This window comes from Pseudomonas sp. NFR16, from assembly GCF_900108875.1.
In the GTDB taxonomy this organism is placed as follows: Bacteria; Pseudomonadota; Gammaproteobacteria; order Pseudomonadales; family Pseudomonadaceae; genus Aquipseudomonas.
This window is the reverse complement of sequence record NZ_FNYJ01000004.1, coordinates 477,744-497,605: the sequence shown is the minus strand read 5'-3', so window position 1 is coordinate 497,605 and position 19,862 is coordinate 477,744. Positions and strand designations below refer to the sequence as shown.

Sequence of the window (19,862 nt, the reverse complement as noted above, 5' to 3'; positions counted from 1 at the left end):
TGCCTTTTGCGTTGGTGTCTGAGAAAATGCCCGCACTTTTTTTCCGGATGCCGACATGATTGCCCTGAAGAACGACCGTTTCCTTCGCGCCCTGCTCAAGCAACCCGTAGACGTCACGCCGGTATGGATGATGCGTCAGGCGGGTCGCTACCTTCCGGAATACCGCGCCAGCCGCGCCAAGGCCGGGGACTTCATGAGCCTGTGCATGAATCCGGCGTTCGCCTGTGAGGTGACCCTGCAACCGCTGGAGCGTTACCCGCTGGACGCGGCAATTCTGTTTTCTGACATCCTCACTGTTCCCGATGCGATGGGCCTGGGCCTGTATTTCGAAACGGGCGAAGGGCCGCGCTTCAAGAAAACTGTCACCACGCTGGCTGATATCGAGGCGCTGCCGATTCCGGATCCGCAGAAAGACCTGGGCTACGTCATGGATGCGGTCAGTACCATTCGCCGCGAACTCAATGGCCGCGTACCGTTGATCGGCTTCTCGGGCAGCCCGTGGACACTGGCGACTTATATGGTCGAAGGCGGCTCGTCCAAGGACTTCCGTAAGTCCAAGGCCATGCTTTACGACAATCCGCAGGCCATGCACCTGTTGCTGGACAAGCTGGCGCAGTCAGTCACCGCTTACCTGAACGGCCAGATCCTCGCGGGCGCGCAAGCCGTGCAGATCTTCGACAGCTGGGGTGGCAGTCTCTCGGCGGCGGCGTATCAGGAGTTTTCCCTGGCCTACATGCGCAAGATCGTCAACGGCCTGATCCGTGAGCACGACGGGCGCAAGGTGCCAGTGATTCTCTTCACCAAAGGCGGCGGCCTGTGGCTGGAAAGCATCGCCGACGCTGGCGCAGATGCGTTGGGTCTGGATTGGACCTGTGACATCGGCGAAGCCCGTCGTCGCGTGGGCGGCAAAGTCGCACTGCAAGGCAACATGGACCCGACCGTTCTGTATGCGCGTCCGGAGGCCATTCGCCAGGAAGTCTCGAACATCCTCGCCAGCTACGGCAGCGGCACTGGCCACGTCTTCAACCTCGGCCACGGCATCACGCCTGAGGTCGACCCTGCCAACGCCGGTGCCTTCATCGAAGCCGTGCACGAGATGTCAGCGAAATACCACCAGTAAGCGCTGAACCCCACATATAAAACGCCCGGACTTGCCGGGCGTTTTTATTTCGGCGTGGTCACGCTGCTTCGAATTTTTTCAGCGTGTGAATCCTGTCAGTGGTCGTCGAGATCGTCATGGCAGTTAAAGCGTGAATCCACTGTTCACGCTTTACTGTCAGGCAATGTAGACGCTGACGATGTGAAACGAAGCCAGGTTTTGTACGAGCACGGTCAAACCTTCACGTTCACTGCCAATGGTGGGACTTTCGCGAGTTTCAGCGCGGCGCCCAAGGCAACCAGCAGCAGGATGCCAATGAAGATGCCGATGCCATTCCAGCCCGCATAATGCCAAAAGACGCCGCCGCCGGTGCCGGCCACGCTTGAGCCGACGTAGTAGCTGAACAGATACAGCGATGATGCCTGGCCCTTGGCCTTGATGGCGCGGCGGCCGATCCAGCTGCTGGCGACGGAGTGAGCGCCAAAGAACCCGAAGGTGAACATCAACACGCCGACGATGACAATCGCCAACGGGCTGAAGAGGGTGAGCGTCACGCCGACGAGCATCAACAGAATCACGGCCCACAGCACGTTGCGGCGCCCCAGTTGATCGGCAAGCGCACCGATTTTCGCGGAGCTGTAGATGCCCGACAGGTACACGACAGAGAACAGGCCAACGACCGCCTGACTCAGGTTGTACGGGTCTGCGAGCAGGCGGTAGCCGATGTAGTTGAACAGCGTGACGAAGGCGCCCATTAACAGGAAGCCCTCCAGGAACAGCCACGGCAGGCCGGCATCGCGAAACTGCAAGAGGAAGCCGTCCATCAGATTGCGGCCGTTGAGTGGACGAGCACGGAAATTGCGCGACGGCGGCAGAATCTTCCAGAACACACAGGCGGCCGCCAGCGCGATGACGCCCATGATCGACAGCGATGCATGCCAGCTGACGAAATCGCTCAATACGCCGGTGATCACGCGACCGCTCATGCCGCCAATCGCGTTGCCTCCGATGTACAGGCCCATCGCCAGGCCGATGTGTTGCGGATGAATTTCTTCGCTCAGGTAGGTCATTGCCACGGCAGCCAGCCCGCTCAACGATAATCCGACCAGCGCGCGCATGAACAGCACGCCTTCCCAGGTCGGCATGATCGCGCTGGCGATGGTGAAAATCGCCGCCGAAAACAACGAGAAGACCATCACTGACTTGCGCCCCAGCCGGTCAGAGATGGGTCCGGTGATCAGCAGACCGATGGCGAGCATCGCGGTGGATACGGAGAGAATCATGCTGCTCTGCGCAGCATTGATTGAAAAGTCGCGAGACAGCACTGGCATCATCGGCTGGACGCAATAGAGCAGGGCGAACGTCGCAAAGCCGCCGGAAAACAGTGCCAGTACGGTGCGAATGAACGCGGGAGTGTCTTTTTCAATGTAGGAGTCGCCGAGCGGGATGGCGGCTTCGATGACCTCAGACGCGGGCGCGGTGGGAGATGCAGCAGTATTCACAGGTGACCTCAAAAGGGGAGCAGTGCGGCGATGGGAAAAAGCATATAGCCGGCTAACGATCCTTTCCAATATATTGTTCGACCTGTTTGATAGCTTCTACGACCTAATTGGAACGTCATGGAATTACGTCATCTGCGCTACTTCATCGCGGTGGCTGAAGAACTGCATTTCGGCCGCGCCGCTGAATCCCTCGGAATCTCGCAGCCGCCCCTCAGCCAGCAGATTCAGGCACTTGAGCAGGAGCTGGGGGCGCGTCTGTTCGAGCGTACCAATCGACGCGTGGCGCTCAGCGAAGCCGGCCGACTGTTCCTCGATGAGGCGCGCCTGGTGCTGGCGCAGGTCGAAAAGGCCTCTGACGTCGCGCGAAGAGCGCAACTCGGTGAGCTGGGCGAGCTCAAAATCGGCTTTACCGCGTCGGCACCTTTCACCTCGAGCATCCCCAAGGCCATCTTTGCCTTTCGCCAGCGTTACCCCGCCGTGCACTTGGCGTTGCAGGAAATGAGCAGCAAGGAGGTCGCGGAGCGACTGGAAGAAGAGTCGATGCAAGTGGGCATCATGCGGCCATTGCCGTTGCCGGACTCACTGGTTGCGGTCGAATTGTTGCGCGAGCCGCTGGTGGCGATTCTGCGCTCCGATCATCCGCTGGCCGAGGGCAGCGCTGAGGGCATCCACCTCAGGGAGCTGGCGAGCGAGCCCTTCGTGTTTTTCCCACGTACCTACGGCAGCGGGCTGTACGCGCAGTTGCTGAGTCTTGCTCGAGAGGCAGGCTTCAGTCCTTTGTTCACGCAGGAAGCAGGCGAAGCGATGACCATCATCGGGCTGGTGGCGGCAGGGCTGGGAGTCACCGTCCTGCCGGCCTCGTATCAGCGCATGCGCATCGACGGTGTGGTGTACAGGACTTTGCTCGACCCGGACGCCACGTCGGCGGTCTGGCTGGTGCAACGCCGGGAACAGAAATCGCCGATGGCCAAGGCCTTCATCGAGCTGGTGACGCGCAAGGCCGGATGAGGACTCGACATGTTGCTGGCTTGCGCGGCGAGGCGTCAGCGGCTTGCCTTGCCTCTTGCAGGGCTCAGCAGATAGCTCGTGCCATCAGACAGCGTCACACGGAAAAAGCCCTCCGAGGCGTAGCTGACCTGCCAACGTCCCTCAAGGCTTCTTTCATACGGTTGCAGTGCAACGCCCGGGTAGACGAACCGCACTTCTTGCATGGAGGTCAGCGCGAACAGCACTGCGCCGAATAAATCCCGTGCATCGTAGTCGGCATCCGATTTGGCTCTGTCTTGCCAACCGTCGTTCGTGAGGTCCTGTTTGGCGAGCAGCGTTCCAGATGCCCCGGTCAGGGTGAAGCGCACGCCGTGGTCTCGTTTCTTGATTTCCAGCAGTGGGGCTTGTTGTCCGTCATCCGGCTGATGTTGGGCATGCAAGACAATCGGCAGCTTCAAATGAGGCACCTGCGCCGGCAGCGTTTCTCGGTCAGCGCATGCGCCCAGTAGCAACAGCATGCTGGCCAATAACAAGTTTCGGATCATCGACTTACCTACGATTCTGAAGGGCGCCGCCAGCGTTTGCGCAATCGGCACATGGCAGGCGGGCGCAGCGGCCGTCATTATCGGGCCGTTACCGCATACAGGCAAATCATGGTCACGCAAGGCGATACCGTGATGGAGCCGTTCGCCGTTTGCCCGCTGCAGTTGTCGTCCGGTTATCCGATTTCTCCTGGGCACTCGCCCTTGTTGCCCGGATTGCCTAGACTCGGGACCATTCATGCGGTCGCCGGGCGACCCTTCATGGCAAGACAACGACAGGGAGTTCCTACATGCGGCGTGTGGTGTTCAATCAGAAAGGCGGCGTCGGGAAATCCAGCATCGCCTGCAATCTGGCGGCAGTCAGTGCCCATGAGGGTTACCGTACGCTGCTGATCGACCTGGATGCTCAGGCAAACTCGACGCAATACCTCACGGGGCTGACCGGCGAGGAAATCCCGATGGGCATCGCCGACTTCTTCAAGCACACGCTGTCTTCGGGACCCTTTTCCAAAAAGAATCAGGTGGACATCTACGAGACGCCCTTCGAGAACCTGCACGTGGTGACGGCCACGGCGGAGTTGGCTGATCTGCAGCCCAAACTTGAGGCCAAGCACAAGATCAACAAACTGCGAAAGCTGCTCGACGAGCTCGACGAAGACTACGACCGCATCTATCTGGACACGCCTCCAGCGCTGAATTTCTATGCCGTTTCCGCGCTGATCGCCGCCGATCGCGTGCTGATACCCTTCGATTGCGATAGCTTTTCCCGTCAGGCCCTGTATGGCCTCCTGAAAGAAGTGGAAGAGCTCAAGGAAGACCACAACGAAGACCTGGAGGTGGAGGGCATTATCGTCAATCAGTTCCAGCTACGTGCCAGCCTGCCGCAGCAGATTCTCGACGAACTGATCGCCGAGGGGCTGCCGGTCCTGCCGATTTATCTCAACAGTTCGGTCAAAATGCGCGAATCTCATCAGGCCAATATGCCGCTGATCCATCTGGATCCCCGGCATAAGCTGAGCCAGCAATTCGTTGAATTGCACCATTTGCTGGAGAGCAATACTGCGCATTGAAACCGCGATCAAGTACCCGGATTTCAGAGTCCTCGATGCCCGACTGGGTGTCTTCCCGCTAGTGTGGCTCTCGGGCGCGCAATCGCCTGAAGAGCCTGATAATCACGCGATATGCAATGACCGCGGCGACTAGGTCGATCAACCACATGGTGGGAAAATAGAGGTTTTCCGGGTTGGATATACCCAGAAGATTCGCCGCATGCATCCAGTATTCAAGTTGTGCGAACGGCATGGGATATGGATACGTATGCAGAAATAGAACCGCTGATGTCAGCAAGGTTAAAAATAGTAAAACCCTGCACGCCTTACGGGCAACTGCTTGCATGTGCAATGACCTCTATCCACCCATAAGCCTGTAATCCTGTGGATCTCACGGGAATTTTGTCGGTGCTGGCGACGCGTTGCGGATCATCGTGAAGTCGGAATGATGCTGAAGCGTTATGCAGCCTTGTGAAATACCTAAAGGTCCGATTGGTTCAGACAAAAGCTCTCGTGTGACGCCGTTGACCCATGTGAAGTCGTCAATCTTTCCGTCATCCCTATACAGCGCAAACCATTCGCTATGATCGGTGGGTGTATCAGTCATCCAGGTCGGAATGTCTTTAGCCAATGTGTAAACCCTGCTCAAGAATCCTCCTCCTGGTCGATCAACGATCCAGTATTTCCCCGGAGGCAATGGACCGTTATCTGGGATGGCGAAACAGCCGCCCCTATTCCGGTAGATGCTGTTGCCAGAGAAAGCCATGAAGCTGCCAACACCATAAATAGCTAAGGAGGAAGACTCTGCGTTGTTAATTATGAATCGTCCGTGAAAAGGCATTGAAACTCCCGTCGATAATTGCCTGTGGCATCCACACAGCATTTGCCGAATACTCGAAATCCGACTCGATGACGGTACGCGGCGCCATGTTCTGGTGCTGTCAGTTCCTTCGCGTTAGCGTGTAGGGAAAATCGCAAAGGCTGATGCTCTGCAACAGTGCTAGAGAGGTGCCGATGGGAGGTCAGGCTGGATGGATTTAGCCAGGCGCTTTGCCCGCTTACGCGCCTGATCTGCCTCATCCTTGGGAATGGAAATGGCGGCGTCCATATCAGCCACCAGTTGGTCCTGGCTGGCGATCAGTCGATTGATACCTTCGCAACAGCCACATTTCACAGCCTGTGCGTGGGTCGCCACTGCAATCAGTGCATCAATGAACGTCGGGTTGCCTTCGCAGATGAACCCGACCTGTTCGCATGCCGGGCACCACACCGGGTCGCCCATGCGCGCGAGCTGTCGACCTTCGCACGTCAATGTTCCTGATGCCTTGAGTACGGTGCCGCCTGTCGTAGTCGAATCGCCTTCTCTGATCACGAATGTCATCGCTTGTCGCTCCAGGGTGCCGGTGTGAGCGATAACCCTAGACGCGGTTTTCGATGTTGTTTCGGGCTCAGAGCCGTTTCAGAAGAAGCCTACAACGCGCGCTGTCGGACGCTTCGGACGCTGTAGAAACGGCTTTCAAATCCCTTGGCTGCTTAGCCAGGCGGTCAGTTGCTGGAGCGGCATGGCGCCACTTTGCCGAGCGACTTCGCGGCCGTTCTTGAACAGGATCAGGCTGGGAATCGATCGAATGCCCAGTTGCGCCGACAGTTGCGGGTTTGCCTCACTGTCCAGTTTGGCCAGGCGCACGCGGCCACTCAACTGCGATGCCGCTTGTTCGAACGTCGGAGCGAAAGACTTGCACGGCCCGCACCAGTCCGCCCAGACATCCACCAGCAACGGCAGATCGCCTTTGATCTGGCCTGCATAGTCGCCTTGAGTGAGGTTGAAGGGTTTGCTGAGCAGAACAGCCTGTTTGCAACGGCCACACTTGGGCTGATCGCTCAGCCGGTCAGCGGGAATGCGGTTCAGGCCATTGCAATGCGGGCACGGGATCAACAATGAGTCGGACATGACAGACACCTGGAGATGGGTTAATGACCGATAAGTGGAGCCGGCAGGCGGCTTTATCAAGCTGGGTAACGTCACACTGTACCGCAAGCTTCAAGCGTTTCTGTTACTGGCCTGGCGGCAGGTTCGGGCCTAGCCTGCTGCTGTGACTTTGACGGGAGGCCTGCATGAAAACCTTGGGTGTATTGGGCGGAATGAGCTGGGAATCCACCGCCACCTATTACAAATGGCTCAATGAAGGCGTGCGCAATGAGCTGGGCGGGCTTCATTCGGCACCGTTGCTCCTGCACTCCGTGGATTTCGCCGGCATCGCCGCGCTGCAGAAGTCAGGTCAGTGGGAGCTGGCGGGCGAGCAACTGGCCGAAGCGTCCAGAGGGCTAGAACGCGCCGGAGCGGGCGCGATCCTGTTGGCGACGAACACCATGCACAAAGTCGCGACCGCAATCGAAGGTGCGGTGGACATTCCGTTGCTGCACATCGGCGATGCCGTTGGCCAGGCCCTGCAGGCCAGAAACGTGACGTGCGCCGCGCTGCTCGGCACGCGCTTCACGATGCAGGAAGACTTCTACAAACGTCGCCTGTCCGAGCGCTTCGGTATTGAAGTGGTATTGCCGGATCCGGATGCCATGGCAGAAATCGACCGCATCATCTTCGCCGAACTCTGCCTGGGCCAGTTTCACCCGCCTGCCCGCGCTTTCTATCTTGGCGTACTCGAACAGCTTCGCGAGCAGGGCGCTCAGGCCGCGATTCTTGGCTGCACTGAGATCGGCCTGCTGCTGGATGGCGTGCAAAGCCCTTTGCCGCTGGTCGACAGCACCGAGGAGCACGTGGCGATGGGGCTGACATGGTTGTTGAAAGGATGATGAAGTTATTTCCCACAGCATTGGCGGTATCTTCGCGGGGCTAGTTTCACTGGGCGCGAGTCCACCCTTCTGATCACCAGATCGCAGATTCACTCACACGTGAAGGCCGTGCCCATTCCTCGATTCGTCCGCCGATTCCGCCTGTTTATCGTGATCCGCGGCGCTACCGCCTGACCTTTTATCCAATAGAACGCCCTGATTGGCCAGCTAGCCGCAGGCATCGCCCCCGGATAGCTTCCCGCTCAGGGGCGTTGCAGTCGCTTGAAACCATCGCCCCTGTCCATTCATTGTCTGGGAGTCGTCGATGATCAGCCAGATTCAGGCCGCCGTTTCCGCCATCATCTCGAGTAAAACGCCAGCGCCGTCGGCTGGGGAGAAAAGTGATCAACCTGCTGTGGATAAGACAGAGCCGGCAGCCGCAGACAAGGCGAGCTTTTCCACGCTGGCCAGTCAGCTCAACGACTGCGCCACGCGAGCAGCCAAACGGGATGCCGGGATGACCCACGCCGAACTGGGGCAATACGGGCGCAATCGCATCAGTGAGTTCCTGATCGAAAGCCGCACCGTCAACAGCGGCACCCGCGCCATGGAAGTGCCCAAGACGAGTGACCCCGAATTGCTGGACCGTGCGCGCGAAGCCAATGCGTTCGTGACCCGGACACTGGCCGGTGACAAGAACGCCAAGAGCCCGTTTGAAAATCTCTCGCGCGAACAACTGAACCTGATTGCCTTTGACGACAGCGCCACCTTTACCCTCAACGAGCGACGCGCGGCGTGGCATGGCGTGCAAAAGCTGGACGAGGCGTGGCGCAAGGTTGCGATTCCCGAAGGCGTCATCGAGCAGACGCGCACCGGCAAAGCGTCGAGGTTTTACAAAGAGGCGTTGAGCTACTTCAAGGCATTGCCCGCGATCGAGAAAGCAGTCGATTACCCCAACGATGCCGAGGCAATCCTTGAGGCGCGCATCAAGGACGACAAGACACTGCCAGCCCTGCCGGGAACCTCGATGCGACAAGCTGCGGATCGCAAATTGACGCTGTACGACATTCTCGCGGGCATTGTTGACGCTTCCAGGGACAAGAAAACCGATGCTGCCAACCCGGTTCACACGAAGAAATTCAGCCCGAGAACCTCGCCGGTCGCCACGAGCTGGACCGAAAAATTCCTCAGTAAGGAGGTCGGGAAAGCGGCGGCCAGGCCGGCTGTTCAGCCAGCGGTAGCAGGTAGCCAGACCACTCCCGCCGCCGGGCAGCTTGCACCCGCCGACAAGACCGGATCAGCGGCACTCACGACGAACAACTGATCTCCAGATGCTTGCCCCAGTCCGGTGGACGCTGTGCATAACTGTCCATTCCGGCCTGCTCTTCGAACGGTTTGCACAGTACCTGATGGAGGCGGCGGACTTCGCTGTAGTCGCCTTGTTCGGCGGCTTCGATGGCACGCTGGGCCAGGTAGTTACGCAGGATGTACAGCGGGTTGACGGCGTGCATGCGCGTGCGGCGGTGTTCCTCGCTGGAGGCGGGCTCCCGCGCACTGCGCGCTTTGTAAGCGTCGGCCCAGGCATCGAAACCCAGCATGTCGACGAAGTCGTCGCGCAGGCGGCTCACGGCGACTTCGGCGGATTCGTCTCCCAGGCGGCGGAAGAACAGGCTGTAGTCGACGCCGCTGTTCTGCATCAGTTGCAGCAGGCGTGCGATCAGGTCCGCGTCGTCTTCTTCGGCGGTCGTCAGCCCCAGACGACGGCGCATCAGGTCAAGGTAATGTGCCTGGTACAGCGGCAGGAACAGGCCCAGCGCTTCCCGCAAGGCTTCGACGCTGATGAACGGCGTGAGTGCCTGAGCCAGCGCGCTGAGGTTCCACTGTCCGATCGGCACCTGATTGCTGAAGGAATAGCGACCTTCGTGATCGGAATGGTTGCAGATGAAGTGTTGGTCGAAGTCGTCGAGGAAGGCGAACGGGCCGAAGTCGAACGTGATGCCCAGAATCGACATGTTGTCGGTATTCATCACGCCATGACAGAAGCCGTAGGCCTGCCATTTGGCGATCAATTCGGCCTGACGCTCGACAATCGTACGAAACATCGCCAGATACGGTTCAGGCTGTTCACGGCACTCGGGGTAGTGCAACGCCAGCACGTGATCGGTCAGTTCTTTGAGTTGTTCGTTCTGCCTGGTGTAGAAGAAATACTCCAGGCTGCCGAAGCGCACATGACTTTGCGCGAGGCGCAGCACCATGGCGGCGCGCTCCTGGGTTTCGCGCCAGACCGGCGTGCTCGAGCCGATCACGCAGGCCGCGCGACTGCTGGGAATGCCCAGCGCGTGCAGCGCCTCGGAGGCCAGGAACTCACGGATGGAAGAGCGCAACACCGCGCGACCATCGCCCATGCGTGAGTAAGGCGTCTGGCCGGCGCCCTTCAGGTGCAGATCCCAATGCTCGCCGGCCTCGTTGTACACCTCGCCGAGCAGCAGGCCTCGACCGTCGCCGAGGCGAGGGTTATAGGAGCCGAACTGATGACCGGAATAGACCATTGCGCGAGGGTCAGCTTCGGCCCAGAGTTTGTGACCGCTGAAGAGTTCGGCGAACACCGGCTCTTCAGCTTGCGAAGGATCCAGATCCAGCAATGCCAGCGCCGCATCGCTGGCCACCACCAGTCGGGGTTCGGCGATCGGCTCGGGCAGCACAGACGTGGAAAACGCGTCGCCCAGGCGGGCAAAGCGGTTGTCGAAGGTCAGCTCGTCGAGGGCTTTCAAGGGATGCCTCCAGCAGAATGTTCAGCCATTCTGCTGGCATTACCGATGTCAGTCGAGCCTGACGTCCGGCGGCTCGGGTACGTCCTTGGGAGCAGCTGGCACCGGGGCGGGCGCTGAGAGGGTTTTGTGCTCCTGTTCGATCGGCACCATCTTGTACTCCTGCCCCTGCATGTTCTTGAGGTAAACCTCCATTTGCCGGAACGAGATGTTGATGTGCTGCTTCTTGAATTCCTTGTTGATGAACCGGTTGATCTCGTCGAGCACCGGGTTTCGGTCGCCCAGGTCGCGCACGTGCATGCGCAGTTCGTGGTCCAGCGTGCTTTCGCCGAAGTTCAGGAAGTACACGATAGGCGCCGGCTCTTTCAGCACGCGGGGGTTCTCGTTCGCAGCTTTGAGCAGCAGGCTGCGCACCAGGTCCAGATCCGAGCCGTAATCCACACCCAGTTTCAGCGTGACGCGGGTGATGGTGTCAGTCAGCGACCAGTTGATGAGCTGACCGGTGATGAACGTCTTGTTGGGGACAATGATGTCCTTGCGGTCAAAATCGGTGATGGTCGTGGCGCGAATGCGGATTTTGCTGACGGTGCCGGACAGGTTGCCGATGGTGATGGTGTCGCCAATCCGGACCGGACGCTCGAACAGGATCATGATGCCGGAAATGAAGTTGGCGAAGATTTCCTGCATGCCGAAACCCAGGCCGACCGACAGCGCCGCCACCAGCCATTGCAGTTTGTCCCAACTGACGCCCAGCGCCGAGAGCGTCGAGACGAAACCCACGCCGGCAATCGTGTAGGACAGCAGCGTCGTGGTGGCGTATGAGCTGCCCTGCTTGAGGTTCAGCTTCGACAGCACCAGCACTTCAAGCAGGCCGGGCAGGTTGCCGGCCAATACGAAGGTGATACCGATGATCACCAGCGCGCCGATCAGGTCGCCGAGGCTGATGGGCACCATGCTCATGGTGGGACCGGTGCCGCTGGTGTATTCGTAGAGCGTGATGTTGTCCAGATACGAGAAGACGGTGATCAGGTCGGCCCAGACGAAATACAGCGCGCCGATGAAGCCCCCGATCAACGCGAGTCGGATAAGTCGCAACGATTGCTGGTTGACCTGTTCGATGTCCAGTGTCGGCTCTTCGATCAGGGTTTCACCTTCGCCCGCTTCCTTGGCCGCCTGACGTTTGCTCAGCGCGCGCTGGTACGCGAGGCGACGGGCGGCCACGCTCAGCCCGCGGACGAATGCCGCCTCGATGACGAGCCAGAGCATCAGCAGATAAAGGGTGTCGATCAGGCGATCACTGAGCTTGAGCGCGGTGTAGTAGTAGCCGAAACACACCGCGAGAAACAGCGCGACCGGCAGCGCCGTGAACGCAAGGCCGACAGCGCGGCGGAACAGCGATGCGTTCTGGTGCGCCGGGCTGGTCAGCAGCAAGCGTCCGAGCAGCCAGGTCATCATCGCGTAACAGGTGAGCACCACTGCGATACCGATGACATCGTCGGCCAACGCCGAAGGTTCGTGCTCGGCGACGGCGACGACGGTCACCAGCGCAAGGACCACCAGACCGAGGCGTCGAATCCAGCCACGGAGGAACTCGACCTGAGGTTTGTCCCAGCGGAAGTGCAGCTGCGCGACGCCGCCCGGTGCAAGGATGCGATAGGCCGTATAAAAAACCAGCCAGGCGAGCGACACCTGCAGCAGGGCGGCGCCCAGGTTGATGTTCTGCCCGCGGGCGTCGATTTGCAGCGCAAAAGCGCAAAGCGCGAGGGCGAGTGACAGCGGCATGGCCAGCAGGATGTTGATGAGGATGGCGAGCGGCGTCTGCCATTGTCGGTCACGCTTGAAGTGGCCGATGTCGCCATGCAGGCGGTTGAGCTTGTCGTAGAGCGCCTTGCGTTTCCACATCAGCGCGCCAATCACCAGCAGCAACGGGAGAAAGATAAGCGGACGCTGAGTCAGCCCGTCTTTCAGCTCGCTGATGCTGGAGGTCCACGGCAGCGTCGTGAGTTGCTTCATCAGGCGCGGCTGAACGCGTTCGAACCACTCAAGGTCCAGCGGTTTGTTGCTGGGAATCCAGAACATCTGCTCATCCAGCGTCTCGCGCAGGCTCATCGCTGTGCTGACGAGCTGCTTCTGATTGAGCTGCAGGGTGATGGATTCATTGAGCAGCGCACTCAACTCGCGATTCAGGCGCTCGAGCAGATCGCTGCGCGTGGTTGCCAGGTCCAGTAACGTTTTGCGCAGGGCGGGGGTGACGTCTTCCGGCTTCTGCGTCGCGAGCAACGTTTCGACATAGGCGCTCGGGCTGCTCATCTGTTCGCGCTGTTGATTGACCTCGAACTGATACAGCCGGATGTCGGCGATTTCGTCCGCCAGGCCGCTGTCGAGCTTCAGCTTGGGTAACGATTGCTTCTGTTTGTAGAGGATCTTGGAGAGCAGCAAGCTGCCGCTCAGCACGTTGATCTGCTCATCCAGCGCTTGATCGGTCTGGGTGAGGGCATCGAGCTGAGTCTTGGTCTTGAGGTTCTGCTGGGTCAGCTCGTTGAGCCGGTCAGTGCCACGCAGCAGGTAATCGGACAGCTTGAGGTTGGCGGCGCTCTCGGTTGCCAGCAGGCTGCTGCCGCCCGCTTTCTGCGCCTCGATCGACAGCTGCGTCACGGTTTCCTGGGACTGTGCGCGGCGTTTGTCGTTGATCAATGTCTGCAGGTCCTGGATTTCCTGATCCTGACGATTGACCTTTTCGGTGAACAGATCGTGCTGGCTGCCGCCCAGGTCCTGAAGCTGGCTGTTGCCCGCCAGTTCCTGACGACGCAGGGCGATCAGCGCATTGATAGAAGCTAGTTCGGCGTTGAATTGATTGCGCTGATCGGCGTTGATTGCCTTGCCGCCGTCCTTGCCTGACTTGAGGATGCTGTTGATCGTCTGAATACGCGTCTGCGCGCTGCTGATTTCGGCCTGAGCCCGTTCGGGGCGGGTCTGCGCAGTGATGGTCAGGCTGTTGGCATCATTCAGCGCCTTTTGCAGATCGGACTGCTGAGTGCTGCGCTGGCTGAGGATCTGCTCGAGCTGCGGCACATCGAGGTTGGCATAGCGCTGAGCGACCGGCATCGGTTTGCTGGCTTTGAGCTTGGCCAGCTCGCGCTGGTTTTCGCTGGTCTGCCGCGGCGCATCGGTCAGCTGTTTCTTCAGATCATCGAGCTTCTGCTGATTGTCTTTCTGCGCGGCGATGAACGTGAGGGTCTGTTCCAGGACTTGCTGCAGCGCTTTCTGATCATCGGCCGAGAGCTTGCGGTCGGCGATTTTGTCCAGGCTCTGCTGGACGGCTTCGCTGGAAGGTGGAGGCGTATCGGCGGCGAGCGCCGGAACAGACGACAGGCATAGCCCAAGCAGGGCCGAGGCAAAAAAAGTACGCAGCGTGAACATAGACACCGGGTCGAGCGATCAGGAATGAGGAGCAGTTTAGAGGAACAACCCGGGACCCGGGCGGCTACCTTCGGGGAATCTGACGCCCACTTTGAGGATCTTGTTCCCCTCCATAACCGCAACCGTCCAAATAGTTCCGTTCCATTCGACCTGGTCGCCCACAATCGGCGCGCCGCGATTTTTCTGAATGATGAACTGGCTCAGCGGCATATTTGAATCCAGCCCGTCGAGCTTCAGACCGTACAGCGCCGCGACAGCCCCGAGCTGAGCGTCTCCCTCCAGAACGAAGTCACCGAAAAAGCGCAGATCCAGACCGCGTTGTGGTGCCTGACTGAACAGTTTTCCGAGGGCTGGAAGGTCGTGTTCATGCCCGATCACGCACAGCAGGTCACCTACTTCCAGCACCGTACTACCCGACGGATGGAGCAGTTGCTGCCCTCTGAATAGCGCCGCGATCCGCGTGCCTTCCGGCATTTTCAACTCTCGCAGGGCCGCGCCGATGCACCATTTTTCTGCGCCGAGGCGATACACGAACAGCTCCCACTCACTGGTGACGTGCACCTCAAGCGCCGCACGGGAAATAGGCGCCGGATCGGGTGGAACCGTCACTTTCAGCAGTTTGGCGACCCAGGGCAAGCTCGTGCCTTGAACCAGCAGCGAGACCAGCACGATGAAGAACGCGAGATTGAAGTAAAGCTGAGCATGGGGCAGGCCCGCCATCAACGGGAACACCGCCAGAATGATCGGCACCGCACCGCGCAGTCCCACCCAGGCAATGAAGGCTTTCTCTCGTCCGTGGAACACCTTGAACGGGAGCAGCCCGGCAACCACCGACAGTGGACGGGCGACCAGAATCATCCACAGCGCCAGTCCCAGCGCGGGCAGGGCGATTGGCAGCAGATCGTGTGGCGTGACCAGCAACCCGAGCACGAGGAACATGCCGATCTGAGCCAGCCAGGCCATGCCGTCGAGCATGTGCAGAATACCGTGGCGGCTGCGGATAGGCTTGTTGCCCAGCACCAGGCCGCACAGATAAACCGCCAGGAAGCCGCTGCCGTGGATGGCGTTGGTCAGGGCGAAAACCGCCAGACCGCCTGCGATGACCAGAATCGGATACAAGCCGTTGGCCAGATTGATCCGGTTGACCAGCTGCAGCATCAGCCAGCCGCCGCCCAACCCGATAATTGCGCCGATGCCGAACTCTTGAATCAGATGGCCCAACAGGCTCCAGTGCAAGCCGGTCTGGCCGCTCGCGAGCATGTCGATCAGCGTCACGGTCAGGAACACCGCCATCGGATCGTTGCTGCCGGATTCAATTTCCAGGCTGGCCGTGACCCGCTCGTTCAGGCCTTTGCCGCCGAGCAGCGAGAACACCGCCGCTGCGTCCGTGGAGCCGACGATGGCGCCGATGAGCAGTCCCTGGATGATGTTCAGGTCGAACAGCCAGGCCGCGACCATGCCGGTCAGCCCAGTGGTGATCAACACGCCCACGGTTGCCAGCGACAACGCCGGCCAGAGCGCCACGCGGAAACTGGCGACCCGAGTACGCAAGCCGCCATCGAGGAGAATGACCGCCAGCGCCAGGTTGCCGACCAGATAAGCCGTGGGGTAGTTATCGAAGATGATGCCGCCGCCGTCGACACCGGCGGTCATGCCGACTGCCAGGATGATCACCAGAATCGGAATGCCGAGTCGCGATGACAGCGAGCTGACCAGAATACTCGCACCCACCAGCAACGCGCCGATCAGGAACAGGCTGTTGATGGTCGTGGCATCCAAGTGCGGTACTCCAGACGAAAATGATAAATGCATCCGTGAACTGACCATGCAGTCCGCGTGCCAAGAGATTTAACCTGTTGAATTGGTTGGCTGTCAAAGCGTAATTGCGCAAGGGGTGGACTATTACCCCGACACCTTTCGGCCATGGTGCAAGGCAGCACCTCGGCAGCAGGGTGGATCTTTGACGCTTGAACTGGTGCGTGAGCTGGCGCCTGCGCTGTCAGCAGTATCGGTTCCAGTTGAAACGGAGAGCGTTCAGGCTCGGGGCATTTGCATATTGTCGATAAGGGGCGGCGTAGATCCGTTAGATCCGCGCGAAATTGTGGGTGGGCCTCGGGCTGACTATCGCTCACTTGCGGCTCGTACGGCCTGTGTGGTCTGGATCGGACGGATGCTGGCCAATATTTTTTGGATTCAAAGGCCGTGAATAGCCTGTTCTTTTCGTAAGCAATAATTATGTATGGCTGCCTTGCGCGCCTGTTGGTGGATTCTGCAGATTCACTCACTGACAGGATGTCGAGTTATGAAAGATGAATGGAGAAATATAGGCGCATTGCTGCGCAGACTCGAAGAGCTTAAGCGCAGTCGTGACAGCAGTCGTGACAGCGGGCAAGTCTTGGGCTGGCAGGGAGGCAGGGACTCGGAGGACGAAGGCTCGAATAAGCCCAATCTGGTCTTGGACAAAGACGGTTGGCCCGTCGAGCTGGCCGCTGAGAAACCAGGTGCCTCTGATGTAACGCTGCTAAGCAACTGGCTCGATCAGCAAAACGTGCGCTATGAATCGCCGCGTGAATATGCACGCGCTCAGGCACAGAGCTTTCTGTTCCAGCACCTTCTGGATGACACTGACCCGGACGATTTGCTGATCACCACTCTGTATATCAATGGTCTTGACGCTGTGCCCCAGAGGGCCAATATCGCGCACTCCCTGACGCTGACCGACGCACTGATGAGCAACTGGCAGCAGAGTGGAAACGGACAACTGCTCGATCACCTGTCGACGCTGCGTCATTACCGGGACGGTGGCTATCCGGCGCGGATTTCCCCCGCGCCACTGGGACTATGGGATTGCTTCGCCTACGAGGCCATTTACCGGAAAACCAGCCCCCAGCGCTTCGACGCAACCACCCACGTCCCCCTGGATCCGGTGGTGTTCAAGGCGTATGTCTGGGAGGCGGACCTACAGGCGCATTACGAGGCCGAACTTACGCGCTTCTGGGCCAAACATGGTGCTGACTACAACCTCTTGATCAAGGCCGCGCTCTTGAAGTCAGCTTATGTGCAGAATGCCGAAGGCTCACTGAGCACAGAGGACAAGTCGCTGATATTGCGCAGTCTCGGCCTCGACCCTGGCCAGAAATGGGAAACGTTGACGTTCAAGCAATTCGTCGATGCGCCGCTTGACCATCATATTACGTTCCGTGAGCTCATCGTGTACCGCTACGTCGCCACCGACATCATTGTGGTGAGGGATGAGCACACGGATCGGCTAGTGGTTTACTTCCCGGGAAACTCCTCGCCTCTGCACGGGTTTGCAGACCTGCCGGCGCTGGCGGCATGGTTCGCGCTGCAATGCAAGGATCCACGGCGACGAAAGGCGTTGGAGCGCCATTTCAGCCTCGAAGACGATCCTGATGGTCTGTTCTACACCGGCCTTCACAAAGCTTTGGCAGGTCTGGCGATGTACCCGCATCTTCTCGATCAGGCGTCCGGTTACTGGAACCCGTCCAGCGAGATTCACCTCGGCGCGGCGCTCTCGCCGTGGCCGTTTTCGCACTTCCGACAGAACCTGCAAACGCGTCTTGAGAAGGACGGCCGACAACTGATTCGTAATCGCGCCGACTACAACAAAGAGGTGGCCGCTCAGTTGCTGAGTGATGCAATAGCCGCAGCAGGCGCGATCGCGATGGTGGTGCCTTACACATGGGTGCCTCTGGCGGCGATGTCGGTGGCGTTGATCGGGCTGGGCGCAGATGAGGTGATTCATGGCCGGACACTTGAGGAGAAGAAAAATGGCACGGGCCGCATTGTTTTCGGCGTTTTGAATGCCGTACCGGCAATCATCGAAGGAGCGGGGACAGCCCACAGCTTTCTGGGCGCGGCCGCGCGTGCCGGGGATAAAGCAATACCGGGCGCTGCGGATGAGGTCTCGAGCGTAATCGCCACGCGCGGGAAGGCGGACCAGGATGCAGCGGTTGCCAAGCATGAACAAGTCCAGGCAGATCATGCGGACGAGGTTGTCGATCACGCCAAGGAGTCCCCTGCTCAAAGGGCCGATCGCCTGAGCCATGAAGAACAGCAACGATTGGCCACCAGCCGCCAACGCGCTGCACGCTACGACAGCGCGACTGCTTTTGGGGTAGAGCCGCAAGGCTTGAGAGAACTTACTCCGGAAACTCGCAAATCGCTCGCTCAGTTCGAATACGACGCGCCACTGGACCCGTCTGGCGCCTGGAAAATCGATGAGTTGGGAGCCGTCTATGAAGCGCGCGATCCGGTGACCGGTAGGCCGCTTTACTATGCTCGCGTGCATTCAAAGCTGTATCCCGTCGAGCGCGTACAGGCCGTCGGCCAGTACCGGATCTACGCCCTGGACGACCCGACGCTTAAGGGACCTTATGTCAAGAGGCTCAACGGCTTCTATTCCGATATCGACCTGCGTCCCGGCTTGCGAGGTGGAGACAGTTTCATTGGAGAGTTACCCCAAGCTGCCCCGCCCGCCGGGAAGAGCGGAATCACACTCACACCTGCCAAGCCACCGTTGACAATCGAGATCCCCATGGACGGCATCGAAACAAGGTGGACAGAGGGCCCGGATGGGGGGCTGGTACGCCGATATTTCGCCAACAATGTTCCTGCAGGGACGAAGGTCACTTACAACGCCGAGGTAGGCTGTTGGGAAGCGGGGAATGACAAATTTCTGTGGCTGGACAACAAAGGCCGGTGGCGTACAGGAACCGAAAAAGCCTATCTGGAGATCAAGGATAAATTAAAGGCAGAGGTGCGTAACCTTTGGTATTCATTTCGGCGTGTGCCAGGTATTCCTGCCAACGCAGAGCCGATTGAGCAGATGGTGCACCAGGTCTGGCTGGGTCGACAGTTGCCGGACGAGTCGCTGATAAAAACTATCAAAGCCAACATGAGCATAAGTCCGGAGCTTAAGTTCACGATGCATGTTGATATCGATGACATTGAAGCGCTGGGCAAGCTATCCCCTCACGAGCATCTGCAAAATGTGTTCGCCGACTATCCCAACATGACTATTTCCAGGCTGCAGGATGAGCCTTTCTTTAGAGGGTTCATGGGCGACCCGGATACCTGGGCAGCGTTTTCTTATTTTCGCCAAGGAGAGTCTGCAAACTACGCCGCGGCTTCGGATATTTTGAGGTACCGACTGATCAGGGAGTATGGCGGCATCTACATGGACTGCGATGACATCATTGGGCGATCATTCTCCGGGGGCGAGTTGTTGGGCGGTCCTAATGATGTGCTGGTAGGCGGCACGTTGGAAAGCCCGACATTGTCGTTCAAAGGTCCCGGTAACAGTCATTTCGCGAGTCGGCCCGGCAATCCTGTCTTAAGAGAAATGGAGCTGGAAATTCAGGTCCGCTTCAGCAGGCAGCGAGCCGAACTTGAAGCATTGAAATCTTCCAGACATCAATCCACAACAGGGTTGGCTGCCTATATGAAGCAAATATCGGAAATCACCGGCCCCAAGCTGTTCTTTGATGTGCTCAAGCGAACCCGCCCCGATTATGCGGATCTTCTCAACGACGGGTTTATGATTGATTTCAATGTGTACTCGTCCGAATACTACCGGCTGCTGGAGCGAGTGAAAGCGTTTTACCGCCCGTTTACTTCACGTTTCAGGATTTTTCCAGGCGCTGCAAACTCCTGGAATGCAACAAAGGCGTGACTCACTGCTG

The 19,862-nt window shown here is 59.1% G+C and carries 14 protein-coding genes; 6 read left to right on the top strand and 8 right to left on the bottom strand.

The annotated features are described in order from the left end of the window. Nucleotides 1-55 precede the first annotated feature (55 nt). Nucleotides 56-1,120, top strand: coding sequence for a uroporphyrinogen decarboxylase (hemE, locus tag BMZ10_RS18210; protein ID WP_093465330.1), 1,065 nt, complete (start codon nt 56-58; stop codon nt 1,118-1,120). A 212-nt stretch (nt 1,121-1,332) separates the two neighbouring features. On the opposite strand, the gene BMZ10_RS18205 is transcribed toward hemE, so the two are convergent. Beyond that, nucleotides 1,333-2,601: an MFS transporter gene (locus BMZ10_RS18205; RefSeq protein ID WP_177182158.1), complete on the bottom strand. Its 1,269-nt coding sequence runs from the start codon at nt 2,599-2,601 to the stop codon at nt 1,333-1,335. Nucleotides 2,602-2,718: 117 nt separating this feature from the next. Here BMZ10_RS18205 and BMZ10_RS18200 point away from each other — a divergent pair, with 117 nt between their 5' ends. Further along, nucleotides 2,719-3,609, top strand: coding sequence for a LysR family transcriptional regulator (locus BMZ10_RS18200; protein WP_093465325.1), 891 nt, complete (start codon nt 2,719-2,721; stop codon nt 3,607-3,609). A gap of 35 nt (nt 3,610-3,644) precedes the next feature. Here BMZ10_RS18200 and BMZ10_RS18195 read toward each other — a convergent pair whose 3' ends face one another. After that, complete coding sequence (locus BMZ10_RS18195) at nt 3,645-4,253, bottom strand: hypothetical protein (RefSeq protein ID WP_143070306.1); 609 nt, start codon at nt 4,251-4,253, stop codon at nt 3,645-3,647. 167 nt (nt 4,254-4,420) lie between these two features. Between BMZ10_RS18195 and BMZ10_RS18190 the strand changes: the two genes are divergently transcribed. Continuing rightward, nucleotides 4,421-5,200, top strand: coding sequence for a ParA family protein (locus BMZ10_RS18190; protein ID WP_093465319.1), 780 nt, complete (start codon nt 4,421-4,423; stop codon nt 5,198-5,200). 370 nt (nt 5,201-5,570) lie between these two features. Here the strand turns inward: BMZ10_RS18190 and BMZ10_RS18185 are convergent, their stop codons facing one another. From BMZ10_RS18185 to trxC, 3 genes are all read right to left on the bottom strand, one after another. Further along, nucleotides 5,571-6,020, bottom strand: a complete 450-nt coding sequence (locus BMZ10_RS18185; protein WP_218147248.1) for a DUF2778 domain-containing protein — start codon at nt 6,018-6,020, stop codon at nt 5,571-5,573. 159 nt (nt 6,021-6,179) lie between these two features. Continuing rightward, nucleotides 6,180-6,560, bottom strand: a complete 381-nt coding sequence (locus BMZ10_RS18180) for a PAAR domain-containing protein (RefSeq protein WP_093465316.1) — start codon at nt 6,558-6,560, stop codon at nt 6,180-6,182. Between the two features lie 135 nt (nt 6,561-6,695). After that, complete coding sequence (gene trxC / locus BMZ10_RS18175) at nt 6,696-7,130, bottom strand: thioredoxin TrxC (protein ID WP_093465313.1); 435 nt, start codon at nt 7,128-7,130, stop codon at nt 6,696-6,698. 164 nt (nt 7,131-7,294) lie between these two features. On the opposite strand from trxC, the gene BMZ10_RS18170 reads away from it, so the two are divergent. Together BMZ10_RS18170 and BMZ10_RS18165 are read left to right on the top strand one after the other, a co-directional pair. Next, the gene (locus BMZ10_RS18170; RefSeq protein ID WP_093465310.1) at nt 7,295-7,990 is read left to right on the top strand and encodes an aspartate/glutamate racemase family protein; all 696 of its coding nucleotides are present in this window, start codon (nt 7,295-7,297) and stop codon (nt 7,988-7,990) included. Between the two features lie 304 nt (nt 7,991-8,294). Further along, complete coding sequence (locus BMZ10_RS18165; protein WP_093465307.1) at nt 8,295-9,293, top strand: hypothetical protein; 999 nt, start codon at nt 8,295-8,297, stop codon at nt 9,291-9,293. On the opposite strand, the gene selO is transcribed toward BMZ10_RS18165, so the two are convergent. Genes selO through BMZ10_RS18150 form a run of 3 tightly spaced genes read right to left on the bottom strand, consistent with a single transcriptional unit; the run spans nt 9,277 to nt 15,936 of the window. Beyond that, entirely contained in the window at nt 9,277-10,740 is a 1,464-nt protein-coding gene (gene selO / locus BMZ10_RS18160) for a protein adenylyltransferase SelO (protein ID WP_093465304.1), read from the bottom strand. The genes BMZ10_RS18165 and selO overlap by 17 nt on opposite strands. 48 nt (nt 10,741-10,788) lie before the next feature. Then, nucleotides 10,789-14,157, bottom strand: a complete 3,369-nt coding sequence (gene mscK / locus BMZ10_RS18155) for a mechanosensitive channel MscK (protein ID WP_093465302.1) — start codon at nt 14,155-14,157, stop codon at nt 10,789-10,791. Between the two features lie 36 nt (nt 14,158-14,193). Then, nucleotides 14,194-15,936: a potassium/proton antiporter gene (locus tag BMZ10_RS18150; protein ID WP_093465300.1), complete on the bottom strand. Its 1,743-nt coding sequence runs from the start codon at nt 15,934-15,936 to the stop codon at nt 14,194-14,196. A 523-nt stretch (nt 15,937-16,459) separates the two neighbouring features. On the opposite strand from BMZ10_RS18150, the gene BMZ10_RS18145 reads away from it, so the two are divergent. Then, entirely contained in the window at nt 16,460-19,852 is a 3,393-nt protein-coding gene (locus BMZ10_RS18145) for a dermonecrotic toxin domain-containing protein (RefSeq protein ID WP_177182157.1), read from the top strand. Nucleotides 19,853-19,862: the final 10 nt, after the last annotated feature.

Coding starts and splice junctions, on each gene's coding strand:
- mscK (WP_093465302.1), bottom strand. CDS start 14,157: ATGTTCACGCTGCGTACTTTTTTTGCCTCGGCCCTGCTTGGGCTATGC.
- BMZ10_RS18165 (WP_093465307.1), top strand. CDS start 8,295: ATGATCAGCCAGATTCAGGCCGCCGTTTCCGCCATCATCTCGAGTAAA.
- BMZ10_RS18180 (WP_093465316.1), bottom strand. CDS start 6,560: ATGACATTCGTGATCAGAGAAGGCGATTCGACTACGACAGGCGGCACC.
- trxC (WP_093465313.1), bottom strand. CDS start 7,130: ATGTCCGACTCATTGTTGATCCCGTGCCCGCATTGCAATGGCCTGAAC.
- BMZ10_RS18200 (WP_093465325.1), top strand. CDS start 2,719: ATGGAATTACGTCATCTGCGCTACTTCATCGCGGTGGCTGAAGAACTG.
- BMZ10_RS18185 (WP_218147248.1), bottom strand. CDS start 6,020: ATGCCTTTTCACGGACGATTCATAATTAACAACGCAGAGTCTTCCTCC.
- BMZ10_RS18145 (WP_177182157.1), top strand. CDS start 16,460: ATGAAAGATGAATGGAGAAATATAGGCGCATTGCTGCGCAGACTCGAA.
- hemE (WP_093465330.1), top strand. CDS start 56: ATGATTGCCCTGAAGAACGACCGTTTCCTTCGCGCCCTGCTCAAGCAA.
- BMZ10_RS18170 (WP_093465310.1), top strand. CDS start 7,295: ATGAAAACCTTGGGTGTATTGGGCGGAATGAGCTGGGAATCCACCGCC.
- BMZ10_RS18190 (WP_093465319.1), top strand. CDS start 4,421: ATGCGGCGTGTGGTGTTCAATCAGAAAGGCGGCGTCGGGAAATCCAGC.